Here is a 20,732-nt window from a genome sequence, read left to right as displayed (position 1 = left end):
TAAAAATGGAAATTAAACTATTCATCAACGGACAATTCAAAGACTCATCAGATAAGACAATTAGAACGTCTTATGACCCGTCTAACGGTGCAGAAGTGGCAAAGTATCATGTTCCATCAAGCAAAGACGTGGATGAAGCTGTAACAGCTGCAAGAGACGCTTTCTACAATCCTGAATGGAAAAATATGTCTCAGGACGCTCGCGCGGATATCCTGCTTAAAATTTCTGAAAAACTAAAAGAGCGCTCAAAAGAAATCGTTGATATTGAAGTAAGAGACTCAGGTTCTACTCTGAGAAAAGCAAAAGCTGACGTTCATAACACTGCTGCTTTTTTTAAAGTCATGAGCAAAGTTGCACGTGAATTAAAACTTAGTGTAAAAGATGAGACAGCAACGAGAGCTGGTTTTTCAATCAACTCACGTGAATACGCTCCGGTTGGAGTATGTGCTCAAATTATTCCATGGAATTTCCCTCTGGTTATGGCCGGCTGGAAATTAGGGCCAATTCTAGCGACTGGATGTACAACAGTATTAAAGACTGCTGAAGAAACTCCAGCATCTGCTGCTATTTTAGCTGAGATCATCCGCGATTCAGGAGTTCCAGCTGGTGTTGTAAATATCATTACAGGTGGAGCTGACGTAGGTCGCGCTCTATTATCACACCGTGAAATCCAAAAAGTGGCCTTCACTGGTTCAACTGCTGTTGGAAAAGAAATCTTAAAAACGGTTGCTCCAAATATTACAACTGCAACGATGGAGCTTGGTGGGAAATCAGCAAACATCGTTTTAGACGATGCTGATTTATCAATCGCTGTAGATGGCGCTCTTTACGCTTTCCTATACCACTCAGGACAAGCATGTGACTCAGGAACTCGCCTACTGGTTCAGGAAGGAATTTACGATGCTTTCATGGAAAAATTCCTGGAGAGAATCAAAGACGTAAAAGTCGCTCCGACGACAGATCCAAACGCAGGATATGGTCCGGTAGTTAATGAAAAACAAATGAAGACGATTCTAGGATTCATTGAAAAAACGAAATCAGAAGACGGAAAACTTCTTGCTGGTGGAAATAGAATTACGACTGGTGAATTTGCTAAAGGATTCTTCATTGAACCAACTGCATTTGAAATCACTCCAAAACATACAATCTTCCAGGAAGAAATTTTTGGACCAGTTGTTGGAATTACAAAATTTAGATCGGAAGAAGAAGCTGTTCTTCTTGCCAACAATTCAAAATATGGTCTGGCAGGTGCAGTATGGTCAAAAGACTCTGCACGCGCTCACAAGGTTGCTTCTCAACTTGAAGCTGGGACTGTGTGGATCAACGAGTACCATTTATTAAATCCAGGAATGCCATTTGGTGGATTCAAAGAATCTGGTCTTGGAAGAGAAATGGGGCCGGAAGGAATTATGAGCTACCTTGAAGTTCGTCACGTTTGGGAATCAGACTGTAATGAACGTGAAAAGAAAGTGTGGCTTGATGCTATTTTTTAAATCACTGTTAATATCTCTTACAATCTTTTTATCGGTCGCTCAGGCGGCCGATTTAAAAGAGATTATAACAAGCCGTGAACTAGGCAGCTGCCAGACCAACAATCTCGCTTTTTCAGCAATGAGATTCTACAAAGTCCCTCTTAATCAAAAGTATGAAGAATACGATCTTTATTTAAGAGTCATTCTTTTTTTCAATCTTGACGGGACACTCTCACTTAGAACAACTGTCCAGGCACTCTTAGGATGCCAGACAACTTCTACAGGCGAGCAAATGTGCAGCTTCAGTCCTATTGATGACCAATGGTCAAAATCGACTTATGACTTGAAAGAAAAAATCACGATTCATAAAATCGGCTCAATCGAATTTGCTGATGAAACAAATACCAACCGTGGATTTGTTTTAACTTTTGCAGATGACTTCACTTACTCTCATTTAAGAGGGCAAGAATTCAGCGGCGGAATGATCACTGTTAACTTCAATCAAAACGGAATTAATACAACTAAACTGTGTAAAAACTAAGAAAGGATTCTTATGACAAAACCAATCGACTTATATGCAATGGGCTGGCAAGACAGAAGTGATCGAGTGAGATGGCTTTTAGAAGAAATGGGGGTCCCCTACACTAATCACTGGCTAAAGAAATCGGCCGGCGAAATGAACACTCCTGAGTATAGAAAATTAAATCCTATGGGACGCGTTCCGACTATTGTTGATGGCGACATCATCTTGAGTGAGTCTGCTGCCGTTTGTATGTACCTGGCCGACCGCTATAGCTATGGAACTCTTGCTCCTAAAATGGAAGACGTAAGTCTTCGCGCTGAATACACAAAGTGGATGGTTTTTTCAGTGGGAACACTTGAATGTGTGATCGCCAGAATGTTTACTCATGTAAACACGCCTGAAGAAACAGCTGTCACTCATAAGTTTGTGAAAGAGCAATCTGAACTCTTTAAACTGGTTTTAAATCCTATTCTTGAAAAGCAAGACTATATTCTTCAAAGTGGATTTTCTGCAGCTGATATCATGCTTGCGGCCGTTATCCCTGGTGCTCAGGATTATCTGGTCACTAACAATCCACCGATTCAAAAATACATGGACCGAATGATGGCCAGAACTGCAGCTATTAAGGCAAAGGTATTTTAATTAATGAAATTTATTCTTATAGCACTAATAGGTTTTTATTCTATGGCATGCAGCTCAAGCACTGAGTATAAAATCTCTGATCACTATAATGGAAAAAAATTTTTTAACACTGGTGACAACGAAGCTCCTAAAAGTTTTTTAAGTGTTATAAAGTGGAAACTCACAAGTTCCGCTGCCGACTGGCCTAAAAAAATTGATCCACCTTATGCTCAGGCAACACCAGTTGCCAGCAGTGAAAAGTTGATTGTCACTTTCGTGAATCATGCGAGTTTTTTAATTCAAGTCGATGGCCTCAATATTTTAACTGATCCTATCTGGAGTAAAAGAGCTGGCCCATTTAGTTTTGCAGGTCCTTCAAGGGTTCATCCTCCGGGAATTGAATTCGATAAACTTCCTAAAATTGATATCGTACTTATCTCGCACAATCACTACGATCATATGGACAGTGAAACGATTAAAATGCTGGAAGATAAATTCTCTCCAAGATTCATCGTTCCGCTGGCGAACATCGAAAAGATGAAATCTTTCGGTGCTAAAAATATTGTAGAATTAGACTGGTGGGACAGTTTACAGATTAATCCTGATTTCAAAATAACACTTGCTCCAGCAAAGCACTGGTCGAGCAGGACGCTTGCCGATAAAAGTGAAGCCTTATGGGGCAGCTTTTATATCGATTCTAAAAAAGAAAAAATTTATTTCGCCGGTGATACTGGCCATGGGCCGCACTTTGCAGAAATTCATAAGCGTTTAGGTACTCCGACTCTTTCTTTTTTGCCGATTGGAGCTTACGAACCACGCTGGTTTATGAAAGGAATGCACATGAATCCGGAAGAAGCAGTGCTTGCTCACCTGGATTTAGAATCAAAATTAAGTGTGGGAATGCATTTCGGGACATTTCAGCTTACAGATGAAGCGATCGATGCCCCGGAAAAAGACTTATCAATGGCACTTGATAAATTAAAAGTGAATAATTTTAAAACAATTAAGCCTGGGTCATCACTGGAACTCTAAGTTCCTAGTTTGTGGCCCAGCATTTTAATTTATTATTTTCGAAGAATCCCATTTCACCTGAGAAGCTAGCGATATCAAAATCAACGTATTTTGTTTTACGGCCATCACTTTTAATAAGCTTTGTCCCATTGTAAGTATGTCCGCCAAGTGAGATGGTAATTCCATCTCCATGAAGTGTTCCTTCATATCCACGAAATAGTGCTTTATTGAAATCACTTCCATCTTTAATACAGCTACTTTTTCCAGATGAACTCTCCGCAAACCCATAAGCGCGAATTTTATCACCACTGATTTTGAAGATTTTTACACGAACTCTTAATCCATTACAGTAATTGATATCTGAATCTGTTAGAACTTTTTTGATTGTCTCTTTTTCACCTAATTCGGCCTTCAACATGTCATCAATACAGTTCACTTCATTCACGACTTTTTGAAATTCAAAGTCTTTTTTACCTGTAAGTGAATCGACAACTCCCATAGAACTAGGCTCCATGACCACGCCTTTTTTTCCACAAGCAGTGACAGTTAAAACTAACGTTAAAATGAGAAGAGCTTTCATAATGACCACCTTATTTCTGGTTATTATAATGAAAGGAAAAAAAATAGGTTTGAATGATGTAATTTTTACATGCCTATATAATAAAAAAGGGCCCGCCATTCTGGCGAGCCCCTTTATAGTTTCTAAGCGTTTTAAGCTTAAAATTATCCGATAAGTTTCAGTGCAGCTTGTCCTTGAGAGTTCGCTTGAGAAAGAACTGAAGTACCAGCTTGAGTTAAGATGTTCATCTTAGTGTTCTTAGCTGATTCAGCAGCGAAATCTGTATCTCTGATACGAGAGTTAGCAGCTGACAAGTTCTCAGACGATGTCTGAAGGTTGTTAATCGTAGAAGTTAGACGGTTTTGAACCGCACCAAGTTCTGCTCTTTGTCCTGAGATGTTTTGGATGGCCATATCTACTTTAGCTAAAGAAGCTTGAGATCCTTCTTTTGAGCTCACAGATAATTCAGCTACTCCAAGAGCGTCTAGGCTTGAGTTTTGTTTTGCAGCGTCGTACTTAATTCTATCTTGGAAATCGTCGTTGTTAATACCAACTTGGAAGTCAAACTTGTCACCTGAACCGTTAAGAAGTTTCTTACCGTTAAACTCAGTAACTTGAGAAATTCTTTCCATCTCTTGCTTTAAGTTTTGATATTCAAGGTCAGTATATTTTCTTTCTGTATCACCTACTGTATCAGAAGAAGATTGAACAGCTAGTTCACGTAAACGAACTAGAATGTTTGAAGTTTCATTCAAACCACCTTCTGCAGTTTGGATCATCGAGATACCATCATTAGCGTTTCTTTCCGCCTGATTTACACCTCTGATTTGTGCTTTTAATTTTTCCGAGATCGCTAGACCGGCAGCATCGTCAGCAGACTTAACAATTCTTGTCCCTGAAGATAACTTTCCTAATGTCGAAGCTTGTTCTGTGTTGTTTGCACTAAGAGTTCTTTGTGCTGCTAGAGAAGTAACGTTCGTGTTAATACGTAAACCCATGAGATCCTCCGTGTAGTTTCGGTTATCCTTCCATGGTTTTGTGGTGCCTTTTGGGCCGCCTCAACGAACATACTGTTCAACTGAATTTGGTATTCAAGCTTCGTCACCGTGACTCAGCCTTTGATTGACTCACCTATCGTCGACGTACACCAAAGCTTTAATCTTTTTTTCCAATTATTTAAATATTTTCACTGAACTAGATCACTCAGGTATCTTTTCTACTTTATATGCAAAATTTGGCCAATATTAACTTATCTCTTTATACGAAAAGACGAAAAGAATGGCGTATGGAAAACAAAAAACAACTTATTATCATTCCCCCAATGTCAGAGGCACTGAAGAAGCTCAATGAGGTTCTAGAGGGCATCTCTGCAGACGAAAACGTCGAGATCTCTATGATCGACGACCTGAAAGAACTCTCGCAGTTCATTGCAACGACAGGCCAGTGCCTGATCCTTGCCTCGAACGCAAAAAAGTGTGCGACGTTCCTGCAAGATAATAAAGTCATGCTGGCAAAGAGCCATTGCAAGACTATTCTTTTTACTCCTAAGGAAATCCCTGCGAAGACCCTTGTTAAATTTACTAAGATTGGTCTGACAGAAAGTATCTTAGAGAACTCTCCCCCAAAAACATTTTTATACAAAGTAAAATTACTTCTTCGTTCAATTAAAACGGCCAAGCCGCAAGAAGATGCTGAGAAATTAGTAAAGTCTCTTGAAAATGGAAAAGCTCAAGGTGAAGAAGCAAACGATCGCGAAGTAAAAGAAAAATTAACTGCTGAAGAAAATGTCATCGACATGGAAACCAGCAAGAAAAAGAAAAACGATGACTCTGGTGAAACGATTGATTACGGAAATCCAATGAAGGGAAAAATTAAACCTCAGGATGAAAGTATTGATACGAACTGGAAGTCAGATAGAAAAAAACACGCTGCCACTGAAAGTACTGAAGAAGAAAACATGGCCGCAGAGTCAGAACTTGCCAGTATTGATATGTACTACCGTGGTAAACGCAAAAAGATTGATGACCTGATGGAACCGGTTGAAGACGAATTCGGAAAAATAAAAAAGTTCGATACAGTTGAGACTGAAGATCTTCCAGGTAAAAAAAGTAATTATGCCGACGTTATTGACGAAGGCAGCATGAAGCAAAAAAGATTCAATCTGGATGAAGCTCTCGCTCCCGAAGAAAAAAAATCTTCAGTTGAGCTGGATCTTATTGCAGGTTCTAAAAAAGATAAAAAGCGCGACAATATTGAAGATGAAGGTCTCGACCTGAAGATGAACCGTCCCCGCCTTGCTGAAGCCGCAGAGGAAGCAGCTAAGACCCGTGACGTGGATTTAGATGACCTTGGTGGATACCTTAAAGGCAAAGTTTCAAAACAGCTGGGTGCTGACCTGGAACCTGAACTTAAAGATGAAGCTGACTATGATAATTCAGAGCTGGAAAAAGATGAGTCCGCTGGTGACTACGATCTCGATTTATTAGCTGGCGATAAAAAAGCTAAGAAAAAAGATAACGATGAAGGTCTGGAAGATAATGTCCATGAAGGTGAAGTTGATCAAATCGACGGCAACATGATTGGCAACGAAGGAATTGTTGATAAAATCCGCACAAGAATGAACGGGATCTCTGATCCAAATGCAATGCCTAAAGAAGAAGATGAAAATGGTCTGAGCTTCTACGGAAAAAAAGCAAAACGCGCAGAAGGCCAGGATGAGGAAGAAGAAAAATCCGACTCTCTAGATCTTGAAGCTGGTGCAAAAAAAGAAAGAGAGAAGCTTGCTAAAAAAGAAGAGGAAGAAGAGCTAGAGCTTAGACAAGCTCAGACTAAACTCAACCTACTCCCTGGCGATAAAGAAAAGAAAACTGATGAATCGACAGATCCAGTTGAGCGCGAGCGCGAAAGACAAGCGCAATTAGAAAAATTAAAAGAAGACAAAGAAAGAAAGGCCTCAGCTTCTGAAGAAGATGATGAGCTGGATCTTCGTTCAAGAAATAGTTCAGGTATTAAAGAAAAGAAAGATCGCAACCAGACTCATGATGGACAAGTCGATAAAATCGACACTTTCTATCGTGGTGGTGAATCCAATAAGAAGCCTGAACAAAACTGGGACAATCTGACAGATAAAAAGACCAACCTGGAACTTCTTCCTGGTAAACCTAAAACAAATGGCTTCAGCACTGAAGCGGCGGCGAGTAAGGATCAAAGCGAAACGACTATTGACTACCGCAAGCTAAAAGAAGAATTCGATATGATGTCTTCTGGTGGATCCTTCACTGAATCAGGGGCCTTTAGAACAGCGAGCGATACTAATCTTAAAAACAATGACGATGACGGCTCATTTAAAGTCGTAGAGATTGACCCAAAAAGTTTGGACTTCTCTATCGCCATCGTTAATTCAATTTACAATAAAGACTTAAAGGCGAAACAAATATTTGCCATGATTACAGATGAGCTGTTGAATAACTACCACTGCTACCCTGTCTTCTATACCTATAAATTAAGCGATAAGAAATTCACGGAAGTCTTTAACACATATAATGAAGTAAAGGCCCCAAGAATGACTGATGAAAAAGTTAATTGGTGGAGTGAGTTTAAAAAAGACACGCTTCTCTTTGAGCATTACCAGTCTAAATCCATGACGACTTGGCGATGCCCGGAAATCATGAATGAAGGCGTTGTATGGGAAGACGTAGAACTTCCGACATGGGCCGAGCAGGAATTAAAGACAAAACAAGTTGAGTTGATCTTCCCGTATTTTGACGGTCTTGATCGCATGGGACTTGCTGTTGTCTTCTTCCCTGATGGACTTGATCCAAAGACGGCCAATGGACTGCTGACGGTTTTAGAAATGGCCCGTACACTCTTCCTTGATACTATCCAGCGCTATCAGGTAGTGCCAGTGAAAGAAAAAGAAGTTGAAGTTGCACCTGTAGCAGCAGAAGAAAAGAAAAACGTTCTAAGCTTCTTTGGCGGATTATTCGGCAAAAGGAAGGCAGGTTAAAAGATGAAGACAGAATACGATTTTTTCATCATTGATAAAGAGCATTTAAAAGCGAAAAAAACTTTTCCTTTTCAACTCTATATCTTCAATCCTGCTCATAAAAAATACTCTATGTTTTTAAATGGAAATCGCCCTCTGACAAAAGAGCATAATGACTTCCTGGACTATATTCTTGAGCGCGGTGGAAAACTGGCAGTCTTAAAAAATCAGAGAAAAACATTTCTTGTTGCTCAGGAAACTGATGCTTCAGAAATCCCTTCACTAAAAGAGCGCGAGCTTCACCCGCTTGAAAAAGAGCGCATTATGAATATGAAGCTCAAAGAAATGTATGAAGAAAAGCGCGGCGCCTTTTCATTACAAACGGAATTTGAACTGGCCTGTCAGACAGATAACTTTGAAGCGATTATTGAAAATGCTCGTGTGGAGATTCTCACTTTTAGTGTGACCATGTCCCCGACTGTTTCTCTTGCACTTCATCTTGCTAAAACACATTTAGAAAAAGATACCTACATCAATCGCATCGTCGCAGTTTCATACCTACTGGCAAAAAACTGTAACATCGTAGATCAGGATGCACTTGCAGATATAATCTGCGGGGCCTATTTTGCTCACCTGGGTTTAACACAAACTCCACTGACAATTGCGAGGACTCCTTATAATACTCTCCCTGAAAAGGAGCGTACCCTATTCCAAAAACATACTATTTTAGGACACCATCTGATCAAGAAGAGCCAAATAAATTTAAGCGAGCGCTGTAAAAAAGTTATTCTCGATCACCATGAAAGAGCTTCTGGAAACGGGTATCCTTCAATGAAGTATGGAGACCAAATTGAAACCCTTTCTCAAATCGTCGGGGCAGTTTCTCATTTGTTTGAATACTCAAGCGGGAAAATTACCGGTGGAAAACAATCAATGAAGGCCATCATCCTTGCGATGAAATCAAAATCATTTTTGCCGGGCCTAGAATTTGATTTTGGAGAAAAGGTATTTCAGTCTATAATTACTTTAATAAATACCGATAAAATTGAAACAAAAGAAGATAATAAAGAAAGCAAAAAAGCTGCATAAGTTTTTTATTTCATTCAGGAGTAACTTAGATGCCACTAAAAGCGGATATTAAAATTCTTGTCGTTGATGACATGTCGACAATGAGAAAGATTATTAAGAACATGCTCGGACAAATTGGTTTCACCAATATTACTGAAGCAGATGATGGTGCGACTGCGTGGCCAATGATGGAAAATGCTATCAAAGAAGGTGCTCCGTACGAATTTATCGTTTCTGACTGGAACATGCCTCAAATGTCAGGTCTTGATCTACTTAAAAAAGTAAGAGCAACACCAGGACTTGAAAAACTTCCCTTCCTGATGATTACAGCTGAAGCTGAACAAGGGAACGTCGTTATTGCTGTTAAGGCCGGTGTAAGTAATTTTATTGTTAAGCCTTTTTCTGCAGCAGTACTAAAAGAAAAAATTGATAAAATTTTTAAATAAGTAGAGAGATTATATGTCGATGCTTAATGATCCTTCGATGAAGGAAATTATTTTAGATTTTTGCGTAGAAGCAGAAGGGCTCTTCGATCAGCTCGAGCATTCGCTTGAAGCGGCTGAAGAAAACCCTGGCAATACCAAAGAGCTGGAAAAATTCGGCCAGATCATCGACAGAATCATGGGTGCGGCCAAATCAATTGGTGCAAGTGAAATTGCTACTTTTTGTGAACTTGGAAAAGTTATTGGGTATAAATCATCACAGATCAAAGATGTTCCTTTGATTGAAGTTGTAGTGGCGATTTTATTTGACTCTCTTCACATGCTTAGAAAAATGATTACGGCCTTAAAAGAAGGCAATGACCGCTCAATGCAAAACCTGAATACCAAAGCTTTTGGTACTCGCTTAAACTGGCTGTCAGCTAAGTTTAAGGACATTGACCGCGCTTCATGTGCCATTGAAACGAACGGTAACCTTTCTCAGAATTCTATTGATGATTTAATGCAAAGTTTGGGACTTTAATTGGAGAATATATGGCCGGTGAATCTAACTTTATTGATTTCTCGCGTCCCTTCGTGGATGCATGTAAAAATATCTTCAGCACAATGGTTATGTGCAACCTTGAAGCACAAAAACCAACAATAAAATCTGACAGTCAGTCTCGTGGTGATATCACTGCGGTTATTGGTTTGTCAGGTGATCTTGAAAAAGACGGAAAAAAGACGCCTTATAAAGCGATGCTGGTTTTAGCATTTCCTTATGAGACTTATTTCAAAGTTGCCAGTGCTATGCTTGGAGAGACGTACACAACTTATCACCCGGACATTCATGACCTTGGTGGAGAAGTTGTAAACATGATTATGGGGAACGCTAAGAGAGACCTTAAAACTCTTGGATACTCTTCTAACATGGCCATCCCTTCACTTATCGAAGGCAAAGGACACTCTATAAAGTATCCAGCAGGAACGACTGTGGTCTTGATTCCTTTTGAATCAGCTCACGGCCCTCTTTTTATGGAACTTTGTTACGCTACTAACGTTGAATAAATTCTAAAATCTAAACTCTTTGAATGGAAGGTCACTTTTACCTCTCCATTCATTGAGACTGATATCTAAATGATCGAATTTCTCCACAACAACGCCATCAGCTTCCTCAGATTTTTCTTTTACATCTACGCGAGCAAACGTTAACCGTGCACCGTAAAAATTTTTACCAAAATCCAGATTGTACATCTTCGTCCATGTGCCAGTGTTAATAAAGATCGACCCATCGTCGTATTCTCTAAAAATCGGGTCATGAGTATGGCCCACGATCAAAGCGTGAACATCGGCGTTTCCAGTAACAAACTCTTCAGTTAAAGCTTCGTAATTTTGGAATAACTGAATTTCTTTTTTGACTAGTTCTAAAACTTCCAGAGTTTTTTTGTTTTGCTTAAAAATCATAACAAAACGAACCATCAGGAAATAATAAAAGTTCGCAAAAGCAAATCGCATTGTATAAAGCGAATCATAAATGATCCCATTGATCATGAACTTATTGATAGGGCGAACGGCATTGATGTAATCGCGGCTTTCCTTAAACTTATTAATCACTCTGGTAACATAATAAGATCCCCATGGTGGAATGAAGTACTTCTTCCCTTCAACATCAGTTGCAATGCTGGTTATCGGGTCAAAATGATGAGCTAGTTCGTATTCATGCCCGTGTTTTAAAACAACACCTTCTTCGGGAATATAAACATCTTCAGTATTTAGTAAAATCTTAAATTTAAACTGATCTTCTTTGGGAAATTGATCGACTATATATTGGCGAAGGGATTCAAAAATTAATTCCGCATCATGGTTACCAATAATGTACACCAGACGATTGTTAGGAAATGTTAAGAAATTTCTTAAAGCTTCAAAAACTCCAGGATGGGCATTCACAATCATCTTCAACTTATCAAGCGAGGCCTGCTCACTCCAGAATTCATCATCAAAATAAGGAACAAACGGCACGGCCAATAAATCCAGAAAGTCGCCATTGATAATCAACTCAACTTCTCTTTCCTGGTAGTGCATGCTTCCGTGGTATTCGATGAACTCAATGAGCTCTTTATCGTAATGAAAGTCTTCCAGAAAATTCTTTCTTTTATTAACGATCAATCCTGCACCTAAGTGCAGATCCGAAATAACCAGGATGGTTTTTTTAATATTACTTTTTTGGAGGAATGTCATAATTCTTATTTCCTACGATTAGTTCTACTTCCTGAAACGCCGGTGAAAGCGGAACAAAGTGGAGAACATCCCCTTTTTTTAATTTAACATTCGCCTTCTGAAATTTTTCCGGTTCAACCGAAACATAACTGGCATTAGTCGAACGATTGATCACAAGTTTTCCAATCAGTCTCACCAGTGTTTTATTCTCAATAACAACTTCCATTGTCGGTTTGAATTTTTCAGGTGAAATGACTTTGAAGCGGTCATCGTAAGCGCTCACTAAAAATCCATCAAGGGACTCGATAGCAAAAGCATTGCTGGATAATTGCAGTAAAAATAGTATTCCGAAAAATGCTTTTAACATATGACCTCTTTCCCATGATTTTATCAAATTTTAGGAAGTTATACAGTCGTAGTCATTGTTTACCGGAGTAAGACACTCACCTACTTAGTTTTTCTTAATTCCCTGCCTTTTCATCCGATAAGTCCAGCATGCTAGACTTCTTCAAAAAAACAAAAACGTCCGACCTAAAAACTAAAAAAGAAAACTTCTTAAAAAGTTTTATGAGTGATGGAAATCACCGCTGGATCGCTGAAGATCGTATGATCAGAAGAGGTGTGACGATGTTGATTGATTCACTACAAGAAAAGCATATCGACTTTTTTACCAAACACCCGACTTATCTGATCCCTTGTCAGGCCCATTTAAGCTGTGCCATCGGTAGAACCCAGAATCACCATTTAATCCTGGTTTTCCCTGAACTGTTGCAGATCCTAAGGTCAGCAAGCTCAGTTCACGGTGTCGCCATCCTGGCCCACGAATTAGGCCATATTTATTATCAGCATACAGAAAATAAAATAGACACTCTTCAAGCTCAGATTGAAGCTGACGATTTTGCTTATCAATTAGGTTTTGGTGAAGAGTTGCAGGAAATTTTACTGGATCATGTAAGTTCAGTGGACTGTAGAGTGAGAATTTCGAGGCTGACGTCGAAACTCATCACTCAAAAACACAAATCATAGAAGAATTCTTAAATCAGTCACCGTCTTAATTTCATCGCGGATTTTTGCGGCATCTTCAAAGCGCAGGTCGCGCGAAGCTTCCTTCATTAATTTTTTTAACTCTTCAATGCGCTTATCAATGGCCTCTGCACTGACCAGCTCCATCGTAACTTTTTTCTTCGGTCCTTTAACGCCCTTAGATCCACGAAGAGTTTCAATAACACCACCACTCACCGACTTTTTAATTGTCTTAGGAGTAATGCCATTTTTCACATTGTGTTCTTCCTGAAGCTTTCTTCTTCTGGCCGTTTCACTGATAGCGATCGCCATACTTTTAGTTGTTTTATAAGCGTAAAGAATCACTCGTCCATCAGAGTTTCTGGCCGCTCGACCAATGGTCTGAATCAGTGATCTCTCAGATCTTAAAAAACCTTCTTTATCAGCATCTAAAATCCCTACTAAAGAAACTTCCGGAATATCCAGACCCTCTCTTAAAAGGTTGATCCCGATTAAAACATCAAATTCACCTAAACGAAGATCGCGGATAATTTCCATTCTCTCCAGAGTATCAATATCAGAGTGGAGGTACTTAACTTTAATCCCACTCGATGTATAAAATTTCGTTAACTCTTCAGCGAGTTTTTTTGTAAGTGTCGTAATAAGAACGCGGTCGCCTTTAGCAACAGTCAGACGAACTTCTTTTAAAAGATCATCAACCTGCGTTTCAGCTGATCTCACTTCAATAATAGGATCTAGTAGACCTGTCGGACGAATAATCTGCTCAACATACTCTCCATTGGTTTTTTCCAATTCATAAGCAGCAGGGGTTGCAGAAACGTACATGACGATATCTTGTCTTTCTTCGAACTCCGCAAATTTCAATGGACGGTTATCGAGAGCTGACGGTAAACGGAAACCATAATTGACTAAATTTTCTTTTCTAGCTCTATCCCCGCGATACATCCCGCCGACCTGAGAAACAGAAATATGGGACTCATCAATAATCATTAAAAAGTCTTTATCAAAGTAATCAATAAGTGTTGGAGGAGGATCCCCTGCTTGTGCACCAGTTAAATGGCGAGAGTAGTTTTCAATCCCCGAGCAGTAGCCAAGCTCTTCCATCATTTCGATGTCGTATAATGTTCTCTGCTCAATACGCTGGCGTTCAAGTAATTTTTCACCTTGAAGAAATTCCTGAATACGCTCACGAAGCTCAATTTTGATATTTCCCAAAGCATCTTTAAGCTTTCCTGCACTCACTACGTAGTGAGACTTAGGAAAAATAGAAACTGCTGAAAGAGTTTGTATGACTTTTCCACGAAGTGGATCAACCATAGAAATTTTTTCAACTTCATCACCAAAGAATTCTACGCGAACCACGTTACTTTCTTCACTGGCCGGGAAAACTTCAACGATGTCTCCACGGACTCTAAAACACCCGCGGGAAAAATCGATATCATTTCTTTCGTATTGAATAGCAACGAGTGTTTTTAAAAATTCATCACGGTCAAGGATCTCTCCCACTGAAAGCATGGCCTTCATTCCACCGTACTCTTCTTTTGAACCGATACCATAAATGCATGAAACAGAGGCCACCACGATCACATCGTCTCTTTCAATCAAGCTTTTCGTGGCCGAGTGACGAAGCTTTTCAATTTCTTCGTTAACTGCGGAGTCTTTTTCAATAAAAGTATCTGAGCCGGCAACGTAAGCTTCCGGTTGGTAGTAATCGTAATAAGACACGAAGTATTCAACAGCATTGTGAGGAAAGAATTCCTTAAACTCTGAATAAAGCTGAGCTGCCAGGGTTTTATTGTGGGCCAGAACCAAGGTCTTTTTCCCTAAGGCCTGGATCACGTTGGCCATGGTAAAAGTCTTACCAGAACCCGTCACCCCTAAAAGAGTTTGTTTCGTTTTCCCTTCATTGAATCCATCCACCAGTTGCTTAATGGCCTTGGGCTGATCGCCTCCGGCCTGAAATGGCATGACTAGATTAAATACTGAGCTTTTTTCTTTATTATTTTCTTTCTTCATTGATGTTTTCACTTCTATAATATTGCTATGAAAAATATACTACCAAGTCCACTTCAATACAAAAATAATACTCTTTATTTCGCAGGTATTCGTTTGGATACTATTGCAAGAAATAAGCGTACGCCATTTTATCTTTACAGTAAAAAGACGCTACGCCATTACTATGAATATTTTAGCAAGAGTGCGGCCAAAAATGGAATAGTTTCACCACTGGTTTGTTACGCACTGAAAGCTAATTCAAATAAAGATGTTTTAAGTACATTAAAAACAATGGGAAGTGGCGCTGATGTCGTTTCAGTTGGTGAACTTAAAAAGGCACTTAAAGCTGGAATAGATCCACAGAAAATCGTTTTTTCAGGTGTAGCTAAGACTGAAGATGAAATTCGCTTTGCTCTTAAATGTGGAAAAAAAGGAATTTACTCATTTAATGTCGAATCGATTGAAGAATTGGACATGATCAATTCAATCGCTAAGAAATTAAAAACCAGAGCTCGCGTGGCCTTCAGATTAAACCCGCGTGTAAATGCTAAAACTCACAAACATATTTCAACTGGAAATAAGACTCATAAATTTGGTCTTTTAAAAGAAGACATCCTTGAAGCCATGGATGTGGCCGCTCTGTGGACGAACACTAATCTTGTAGGATTAAGTATTCACATTGGAAGCCAGTTAACAGAATTAAATGCAACAATTAAAGCGATTGAAGAGCTTTCAAAACTTGCTCTTAAACTTGAAACTCCACTGGAGTTTTTAGATGTTGGTGGTGGTCTTGGAATTGACTACACAGCTGAAGAGAGATCAAAACTAGCTTCAATTGATACTTACATGAAGGCCGTTTCAGACGCTTTCGAAAAATACTATTATTCTAAAACAGACCACTGCCCACGCATCGTTTTTGAGCCAGGAAGAATTATCGTAGGAAAAATGGGTGTCCTTGTTTCACGCGTTGTTCGTACAAAAATTTCTGATTCAAACCACTTCACCATCATTGATGCTGGAATGAACGACCTGATCAGACCTGCTCTTTATGAAGCTTACCATGAAGTTTTGCCTGCTCAGACTTCTAAGCAGATGATTAAAACTGATATCGTGGGACCTATTTGTGAAACTTCTGACTGCTTCGGCACAGGAAGAAAACTTCCCAAACTAAATGCCGGAGACCTGGTCGTTATTGATAACGTTGGAGCTTACGGACAAACAATGGCCTCAACTTATAACGAAAGACAAATCGCAACAGAGTACTTTATTTAATGAAAAACCAAGCTGCCAAAGTTCTCTTTTTCCTTTTAGTCCTTTTTTGCTTAAGTCCTTACGGATCTTCTGCCTTAGCTTTACTGGCCGGGATTATTCTCGCAAGTACGCTTGGCAATCCATTCCAAGAGTTCACTAAAAAACACACTTCGACACTCCTGCAAATTTCAGTTGTGGGACTTGGTGCTGGGATGAATTTAAAAGTTGTTGGTGTCGTCGGTGTCCAAGGGATTGGTTACACCGTTACTGGAATTGCTTTCACAGCAATCATTGGTTACTTATTAACAAAACTTCTTAAAACTCCCGCAACACTTTCAATGCTGATCACAATCGGAACGGGAATTTGTGGTGGGAGTGCCATCGCCGCAACCGGCCCAATTCTTAAAGCAGACCACGAAGAAATGTCGATCTCGCTTGGAGTTGTTTTTATTTTAAACGCTCTGGCCTTATTTATCTTCCCACCAATCGGACATGCGCTTTCTCTTGATCAACACCAGTTCGGATTGTGGAGTGCTCTAGCTATTCACGATACCAGCTCAGTTGTTGGAGCGGCCATGCAATACGGAAAAGAAGCTCTAGAGCTTGCGACGACTGTAAAACTTGCCCGCGCTCTATGGATTATCCCGGTAAGTCTACTGCTTGCCTTCTTCATGAAATCAAAAAGCAAAATTAAAATGCCATGGTTTATCTTTGGATTTATTTTAGTGGCAGCTCTTGTAACATGGATTCCGGAACTAAGCTCAATCGGTCACAGCGTTTCTGATTTCGCTAAAAAACTTTTAGTTTTGACTCTGTTTTTCATTGGGATGAATCTCAATGTTAAATCGATTAAGCAAGTAGGATTAAAACCACTTCTACTTGGAGTTTTCCTATGGATTATCGTAGGAAGTTCAACTCTTCTAGCAATTAAATTAAACTGGATTTTCTAATTTAGAATTTGCACTTCGTAATATGTTCACCAACATTTGCAGGTGCATTTTCATATAAGAAAGCAATGTACTCACGTCCTGCCACCTTTGGAATACTCCACGTGTAGCTCGGGTACTTTTTGATATAAGTATTTTTTGTAGCAAAGGGAAGCTTCTCCCACTCTTTAATCGACCACTTTTCAAATTCCGGGCAAGCAACCTGATAAGCGTGAACTCTTTCGTGATTCACAGTTAATGTCATCTCTTTCATCACACTGTCACTGGTAATATCCGGCGAATTAATAAGCGCAAAAGGATTCAATCCAATTAAGGCCACTTTTCCTTTTAGAGCATTTTCTAGATTTGCGACACTCACTTCAGCTTCTTTTTCGACAGTCGCTTTGCACTTCTTTCCTTCAACTGCTGACACTAACCATTTCTGATAAGCAGGAATTTCTTCGTTTAAAATCGAAAATCCTGAAGCACTCATAGCAAGAGTATCAGGTGATACACTCGACGGCGTAATCCAGTTTCTATAGACGAAATAGCAGTACGCCATTCCCGAAACAAAATTGGGATCATTAAAGATAAAAAATTGAACCTTGCTATCAATCGGAGAAGCAGGTGCTCCCACATCCGAAGGTTGGATATTCACAATGTCAGAGGTATTATTTTTAACAAAAAATTTCTGATAAATCGTTTCACACACTGGAAGTGCTTTAGGATTATTTTGTAATGTCGTTTTACAAAGATTGTAAAAATTTGAATCCGCATCCGCGGCCATGACATTAGTCGATATTAGAAATAAAAATAAGTATTTCATTGTTCATCCTTAAACAGTTTTAATAAATTGCTCATTTGGGAAACGAAGTCTCGGTCCATAGACTCCTCCATCCGCTCTCTTACCCGCACTAATAATCATGACGATTTCAGACTTACAAGGAAGTCCGACTGCCTTTTTAACTTTCCAGGAATCGAATCCTTCCATCGGACACGTATCATAGCCGTGAGCACGGAAAGCAAGCATCAGGTTCTCGCAGGCAAGGGCAGTCGACTTAACGGCCCACACGTTCATTCCATAGCTGCTGATAGGATCTCTCGGTACAACCTTAAAGACTCCAACGATGGTATTAAAAAGCCACTTCAATGGAGTTAAAATATTAAACCATCCCACCGTGTAAACAAATGGAACGAGTTTTCCGTAATAAGTTTGTGCAACTTTGGGAGTTTCAACTGGAAGTTTTGCAAACTCTGCGAGCATTTGCTTGCTGTGTTTTCTCCAGGTATCTCTTCTGGCCACACAAACAATTAACTCTGCCGAGGTTTTCGCTGCTGATTGAGAAAAACAGGCCGTGACGACATCACGTTTAACATCAGCATTTTTAATTCTATAAAATTCCCAAGGCTGTAAATTAGATGAATTCGGAGCTAAAAGCGCCAGATCCAGGCAGTCATTCACAATGTCATCGGGGATTTTTTCTTCAGTGTATTTTCTAACAGATCTTCTAGCTTCAACCAACTTTCTAAACTCAGCAGGATTAAAATAAGTCCCACCCTCTTTTTGAAAAGCATCGTTGCCTTCAAACTTCCCATCCATATCGGTGAAAACGTTTTTAGGTTCGCTCATAAAGTCTTTTCCATATTCACGTTCGTCGTTTCGTATCCTAACTTTTCATAGAGACTACGAGCAATCTTATTATGTCCAAAAACATGCAGACCAATATGGCGAAGACCAACTTTTTTGACTTCGTCTTCTAATAACTGCATGGCCTTTTTTCCGTAACCTTTTCCTCTGGTTTCATCATCTAAAATGATGTCATAGATAAAAGCTTTACGATTATCGGCCGCTCCACGAACACCAAACCAAAGAGTCCCGATCCATTTCGATCCATTCTCTTTAATCGTGAAGACGTGTTGATCAACACTGTTAACTCCATCTGGAAGAAGTCTTCCAAAATCATCATCAGATCTTTTTTGGGCTTCAGCGAATGTTAAACCGTTTTTGATATGCTCATCACGGTAATTTTCAATGCTACGTTTGCACCAAACATTGAACTCGTCTTCAGTCATTTTTATGAGAGAGATCACTTCACTCACTATTTATAACTCCAAGTCGCTGTTCCATCCGGGTTATCTTTTACAACAACACCTAAGGCATTTAAGCGGTCTCTGATTTCATCAGACTTCGCCCAATTCTTAGTCGCACGCGCCTCTTTTCTCTCAACTAAAAGTTGTTCGATTTCAGCGTCGCCACCAGCGTTGTCCGTTCCTGATAAATGCTTTCTCGCCATATTTAGCTGACGAAGAACTTCTTCCGGATAGTCATGAACTAATCCCGTTGCATCTTTCATAAAGTTTACGATTTCAATAATCGCGTGCGTGTAAAGAGCATCAACACCATTTTTAGAAATGCGGTTGTAGTCTTTAATCACACCGAAGAAAATCCCCATCGCTCCTGGAACGTTGAAGTCGTTTGCCATCTCATGTTTAATATCAACTAAAGCTTTTTGAACTTTAGCTAATTCAGCAGGATCCGCAGCTCCAGTTTTTTGATCACCAAATAAATGAATCGTGAATTCATGAATACGCTCAATTTCTCCAATCGCTTTTGTAATTGAATCTTCCGTCCACTCAAGTTTTGAGCGGTAGTGAACAGACAATAAAATGTGACGAAGAATTGACCCCGAATAAGTTTCAGTAAATTTTCTGATCGTGACAACGTTGCCAAGCGACTTCGACATTTTCTCTGAACCAAAATTTAAGAATTCATTATGGGCCCAATTGTTACAGAACTGGCAACCGTTAGCGGCTTCAGACTGAGCAATTTCATTTTCATGGTGAGGGAATATTAAATCCACTCCACCGTGGTGAAGATCGATTGTTTTTCCTAAATGTTTTTTTGCCATAGCAGAACATTCAATATGCCATCCTGGACGACCTTTCCCCCATGGAGAATCCCAGCTCCAGCCCTCACTTGCTTTAGCAGGTTTCCATAGTACGAAATCCGATGGATGTTTTTTATTAACGTCAGACTCAACACGAACTCCGTGCTGAAGAGACTCTAATTGAATCTTTGATAATTTTCCGTACTCTTTGAACATAGGAACATTATATAAAACTTCAGACGCACCATCTTCTTTAGCAACAGTGTAAGCATATCCATTTTTAATTAAATCCTGAATCATCTCAATGATCTCAGGCATAGTTTCACTTACAAGTGGAGTCACATGGGCCGGAAGCATTCCCAGGCATTCATAATCAGTTAAACACTCTCTGATAAATTCTTGAGAGTGCTCTCTTGGATGAATCCCACGAGCATTGGCCGCTTCTAAAATTTTATCATCGACATCAGTAAAGTTTCTAACGAACTTCACATTGTAGCCTGATGCTTTAAGTGTTCTGTGAAAAAGATCTGCAACTACAGCTGCACGAGCATTTCCGACATGAAGAAAATTGTAAGTTGTAGGGCCGCAACTATAAAACTTAATGTTGTTGCCATCGATCGGTTTTAGAATTTCTTTTGAACGAGTAAGATTGTTAAATACAGTAATTTTTTCCATGACTTTTCCCAATAGGTCTTACGTTAGACAGACATAGAATAACATAAGATTGGCGAAACTCGAAAATACGTAGATTGTTTTTTTGATTTTTTCATCGCG

21 protein-coding genes are annotated in these 20,732 nt (G+C 39.5%); 12 read left to right on the top strand and 9 right to left on the bottom strand.

The window, feature by feature from the left end; genetic code table 11:
- The first annotated feature begins 5 nt into the window (after window positions 1–5).
- Genes SHI21_RS17465 through SHI21_RS17450 form a run of 4 tightly spaced genes read left to right on the top strand, consistent with a single transcriptional unit; the run spans window position 6 to window position 3,648 of the window.
- Entirely contained in the window at window positions 6–1,493 is a 1,488-nt protein-coding gene (locus SHI21_RS17465; protein ID WP_323578254.1) for an aldehyde dehydrogenase family protein, read from the top strand.
- Window positions 1,480–2,013 carry a hypothetical protein gene (locus SHI21_RS17460; protein ID WP_323578253.1) on the top strand — a complete coding sequence of 178 codons (534 nt, stop codon included), beginning with the start codon at window positions 1,480–1,482 and terminating at the stop codon, window positions 2,011–2,013. Before SHI21_RS17465 ends, SHI21_RS17460 begins: the two co-directional genes overlap by 14 nt.
- 12 nt (window positions 2,014–2,025) lie before the next feature.
- The gene (locus tag SHI21_RS17455; protein WP_323578252.1) at window positions 2,026–2,637 is read left to right on the top strand and encodes a glutathione S-transferase family protein; all 612 of its coding nucleotides are present in this window, start codon (window positions 2,026–2,028) and stop codon (window positions 2,635–2,637) included.
- Window positions 2,638–2,679: 42 nt separating this feature from the next.
- The gene (locus SHI21_RS17450; RefSeq protein ID WP_323578250.1) at window positions 2,680–3,648 is read left to right on the top strand and encodes an MBL fold metallo-hydrolase; all 969 of its coding nucleotides are present in this window, start codon (window positions 2,680–2,682) and stop codon (window positions 3,646–3,648) included.
- Window positions 3,649–3,652: 4 nt separating this feature from the next.
- Here SHI21_RS17450 and SHI21_RS17445 read toward each other — a convergent pair whose 3' ends face one another.
- Both SHI21_RS17445 and SHI21_RS17440 read right to left on the bottom strand, forming a co-directional pair.
- Complete coding sequence (locus SHI21_RS17445; RefSeq protein ID WP_323578247.1) at window positions 3,653–4,207, bottom strand: hypothetical protein; 555 nt, start codon at window positions 4,205–4,207, stop codon at window positions 3,653–3,655.
- Window positions 4,208–4,350: 143 nt separating this feature from the next.
- Window positions 4,351–5,184 (bottom strand): flagellin N-terminal helical domain-containing protein, encoded by an 834-nt coding sequence (locus SHI21_RS17440; RefSeq protein WP_323578246.1) that lies wholly within the window; start codon window positions 5,182–5,184, stop codon window positions 4,351–4,353.
- A gap of 287 nt (window positions 5,185–5,471) precedes the next feature.
- Between SHI21_RS17440 and SHI21_RS17435 the strand changes: the two genes are divergently transcribed.
- Genes SHI21_RS17435 through SHI21_RS17415 form a run of 5 tightly spaced genes read left to right on the top strand, consistent with a single transcriptional unit; the run spans window position 5,472 to window position 10,726 of the window.
- Window positions 5,472–8,192 carry a hypothetical protein gene (locus SHI21_RS17435; RefSeq protein WP_323578244.1) on the top strand — a complete coding sequence of 907 codons (2,721 nt, stop codon included), beginning with the start codon at window positions 5,472–5,474 and terminating at the stop codon, window positions 8,190–8,192.
- 3 nt (window positions 8,193–8,195) lie between these two features.
- A complete protein-coding gene (locus SHI21_RS17430) occupies window positions 8,196–9,260 on the top strand; it encodes an HD-GYP domain-containing protein (protein ID WP_323578243.1) in 1,065 nt (354 codons plus the stop codon).
- A 29-nt stretch (window positions 9,261–9,289) separates the two neighbouring features.
- Window positions 9,290–9,685 (top strand): response regulator, encoded by a 396-nt coding sequence (locus SHI21_RS17425; protein WP_323578241.1) that lies wholly within the window; start codon window positions 9,290–9,292, stop codon window positions 9,683–9,685.
- 13 nt (window positions 9,686–9,698) lie between these two features.
- Complete coding sequence (locus tag SHI21_RS17420) at window positions 9,699–10,202, top strand: hypothetical protein (protein WP_323578239.1); 504 nt, start codon at window positions 9,699–9,701, stop codon at window positions 10,200–10,202.
- Window positions 10,203–10,213: 11 nt separating this feature from the next.
- On the top strand, window positions 10,214–10,726 hold the full coding sequence (locus tag SHI21_RS17415; RefSeq protein ID WP_323578237.1) for a chemotaxis protein CheX: 513 nt from the start codon (window positions 10,214–10,216) through the stop codon (window positions 10,724–10,726).
- A gap of 3 nt (window positions 10,727–10,729) precedes the next feature.
- Here SHI21_RS17415 and SHI21_RS17410 read toward each other — a convergent pair whose 3' ends face one another.
- Both SHI21_RS17410 and SHI21_RS17405 read right to left on the bottom strand, forming a co-directional pair.
- Window positions 10,730–11,896 (bottom strand): metallophosphoesterase, encoded by a 1,167-nt coding sequence (locus SHI21_RS17410; protein WP_323578236.1) that lies wholly within the window; start codon window positions 11,894–11,896, stop codon window positions 10,730–10,732.
- A complete protein-coding gene (locus SHI21_RS17405) occupies window positions 11,874–12,242 on the bottom strand; it encodes a hypothetical protein (RefSeq protein ID WP_323578234.1) in 369 nt (122 codons plus the stop codon). The genes SHI21_RS17410 and SHI21_RS17405 overlap by 23 nt, the downstream gene beginning before the upstream one ends.
- A 128-nt stretch (window positions 12,243–12,370) precedes the next feature.
- On the opposite strand from SHI21_RS17405, the gene SHI21_RS17400 reads away from it, so the two are divergent.
- Window positions 12,371–12,901 carry a M48 family metalloprotease gene (locus tag SHI21_RS17400; RefSeq protein WP_323578233.1) on the top strand — a complete coding sequence of 177 codons (531 nt, stop codon included), beginning with the start codon at window positions 12,371–12,373 and terminating at the stop codon, window positions 12,899–12,901.
- Here SHI21_RS17400 and uvrB read toward each other — a convergent pair.
- Window positions 12,896–14,914 (bottom strand): excinuclease ABC subunit UvrB, encoded by a 2,019-nt coding sequence (uvrB, locus tag SHI21_RS17395; protein WP_323578232.1) that lies wholly within the window; start codon window positions 14,912–14,914, stop codon window positions 12,896–12,898. The two genes, SHI21_RS17400 and uvrB, sit on opposite strands and share 6 nt — an antisense overlap.
- A gap of 27 nt (window positions 14,915–14,941) precedes the next feature.
- On the opposite strand from uvrB, the gene lysA reads away from it, so the two are divergent.
- Both lysA and SHI21_RS17385 read left to right on the top strand, forming a co-directional pair.
- Window positions 14,942–16,165 (top strand): diaminopimelate decarboxylase, encoded by a 1,224-nt coding sequence (gene lysA / locus SHI21_RS17390; RefSeq protein WP_323578230.1) that lies wholly within the window; start codon window positions 14,942–14,944, stop codon window positions 16,163–16,165.
- Window positions 16,165–17,094, top strand: coding sequence for a YeiH family protein (locus tag SHI21_RS17385; protein ID WP_323578229.1), 930 nt, complete (start codon window positions 16,165–16,167; stop codon window positions 17,092–17,094). Before lysA ends, SHI21_RS17385 begins: the two co-directional genes overlap by 1 nt.
- A gap of 1 nt (window position 17,095) precedes the next feature.
- Here SHI21_RS17385 and SHI21_RS17380 read toward each other — a convergent pair whose 3' ends face one another.
- From SHI21_RS17380 to cysS, 4 genes are read right to left on the bottom strand one after another with little or no spacing between them, the layout of a single operon-like run.
- On the bottom strand, window positions 17,096–17,896 hold the full coding sequence (locus SHI21_RS17380) for a hypothetical protein (protein WP_323578227.1): 801 nt from the start codon (window positions 17,894–17,896) through the stop codon (window positions 17,096–17,098).
- 9 nt (window positions 17,897–17,905) lie between these two features.
- On the bottom strand, window positions 17,906–18,700 hold the full coding sequence (locus tag SHI21_RS17375; protein WP_323578225.1) for a nitroreductase family protein: 795 nt from the start codon (window positions 18,698–18,700) through the stop codon (window positions 17,906–17,908).
- Window positions 18,697–19,170, bottom strand: coding sequence for a GNAT family N-acetyltransferase (locus tag SHI21_RS17370; protein ID WP_323578224.1), 474 nt, complete (start codon window positions 19,168–19,170; stop codon window positions 18,697–18,699). The genes SHI21_RS17375 and SHI21_RS17370 overlap by 4 nt, the downstream gene beginning before the upstream one ends.
- Window positions 19,170–20,633 carry a cysteine--tRNA ligase gene (cysS, locus tag SHI21_RS17365; RefSeq protein WP_323578223.1) on the bottom strand — a complete coding sequence of 488 codons (1,464 nt, stop codon included), beginning with the start codon at window positions 20,631–20,633 and terminating at the stop codon, window positions 19,170–19,172. Before cysS ends, SHI21_RS17370 begins: the two co-directional genes overlap by 1 nt.
- Between the last annotated feature and the right edge of the window lie 99 nt (window positions 20,634–20,732).

The organism is Bacteriovorax sp. PP10, from assembly GCF_035013165.1.
Classification (GTDB): Bacteria; Bdellovibrionota; Bacteriovoracia; order Bacteriovoracales; family Bacteriovoracaceae; genus Bacteriovorax; species Bacteriovorax antarcticus.
The sequence above is the reverse complement of the archived record's forward strand: the minus strand, read 5'-3'. Positions and strand labels throughout refer to the sequence as shown.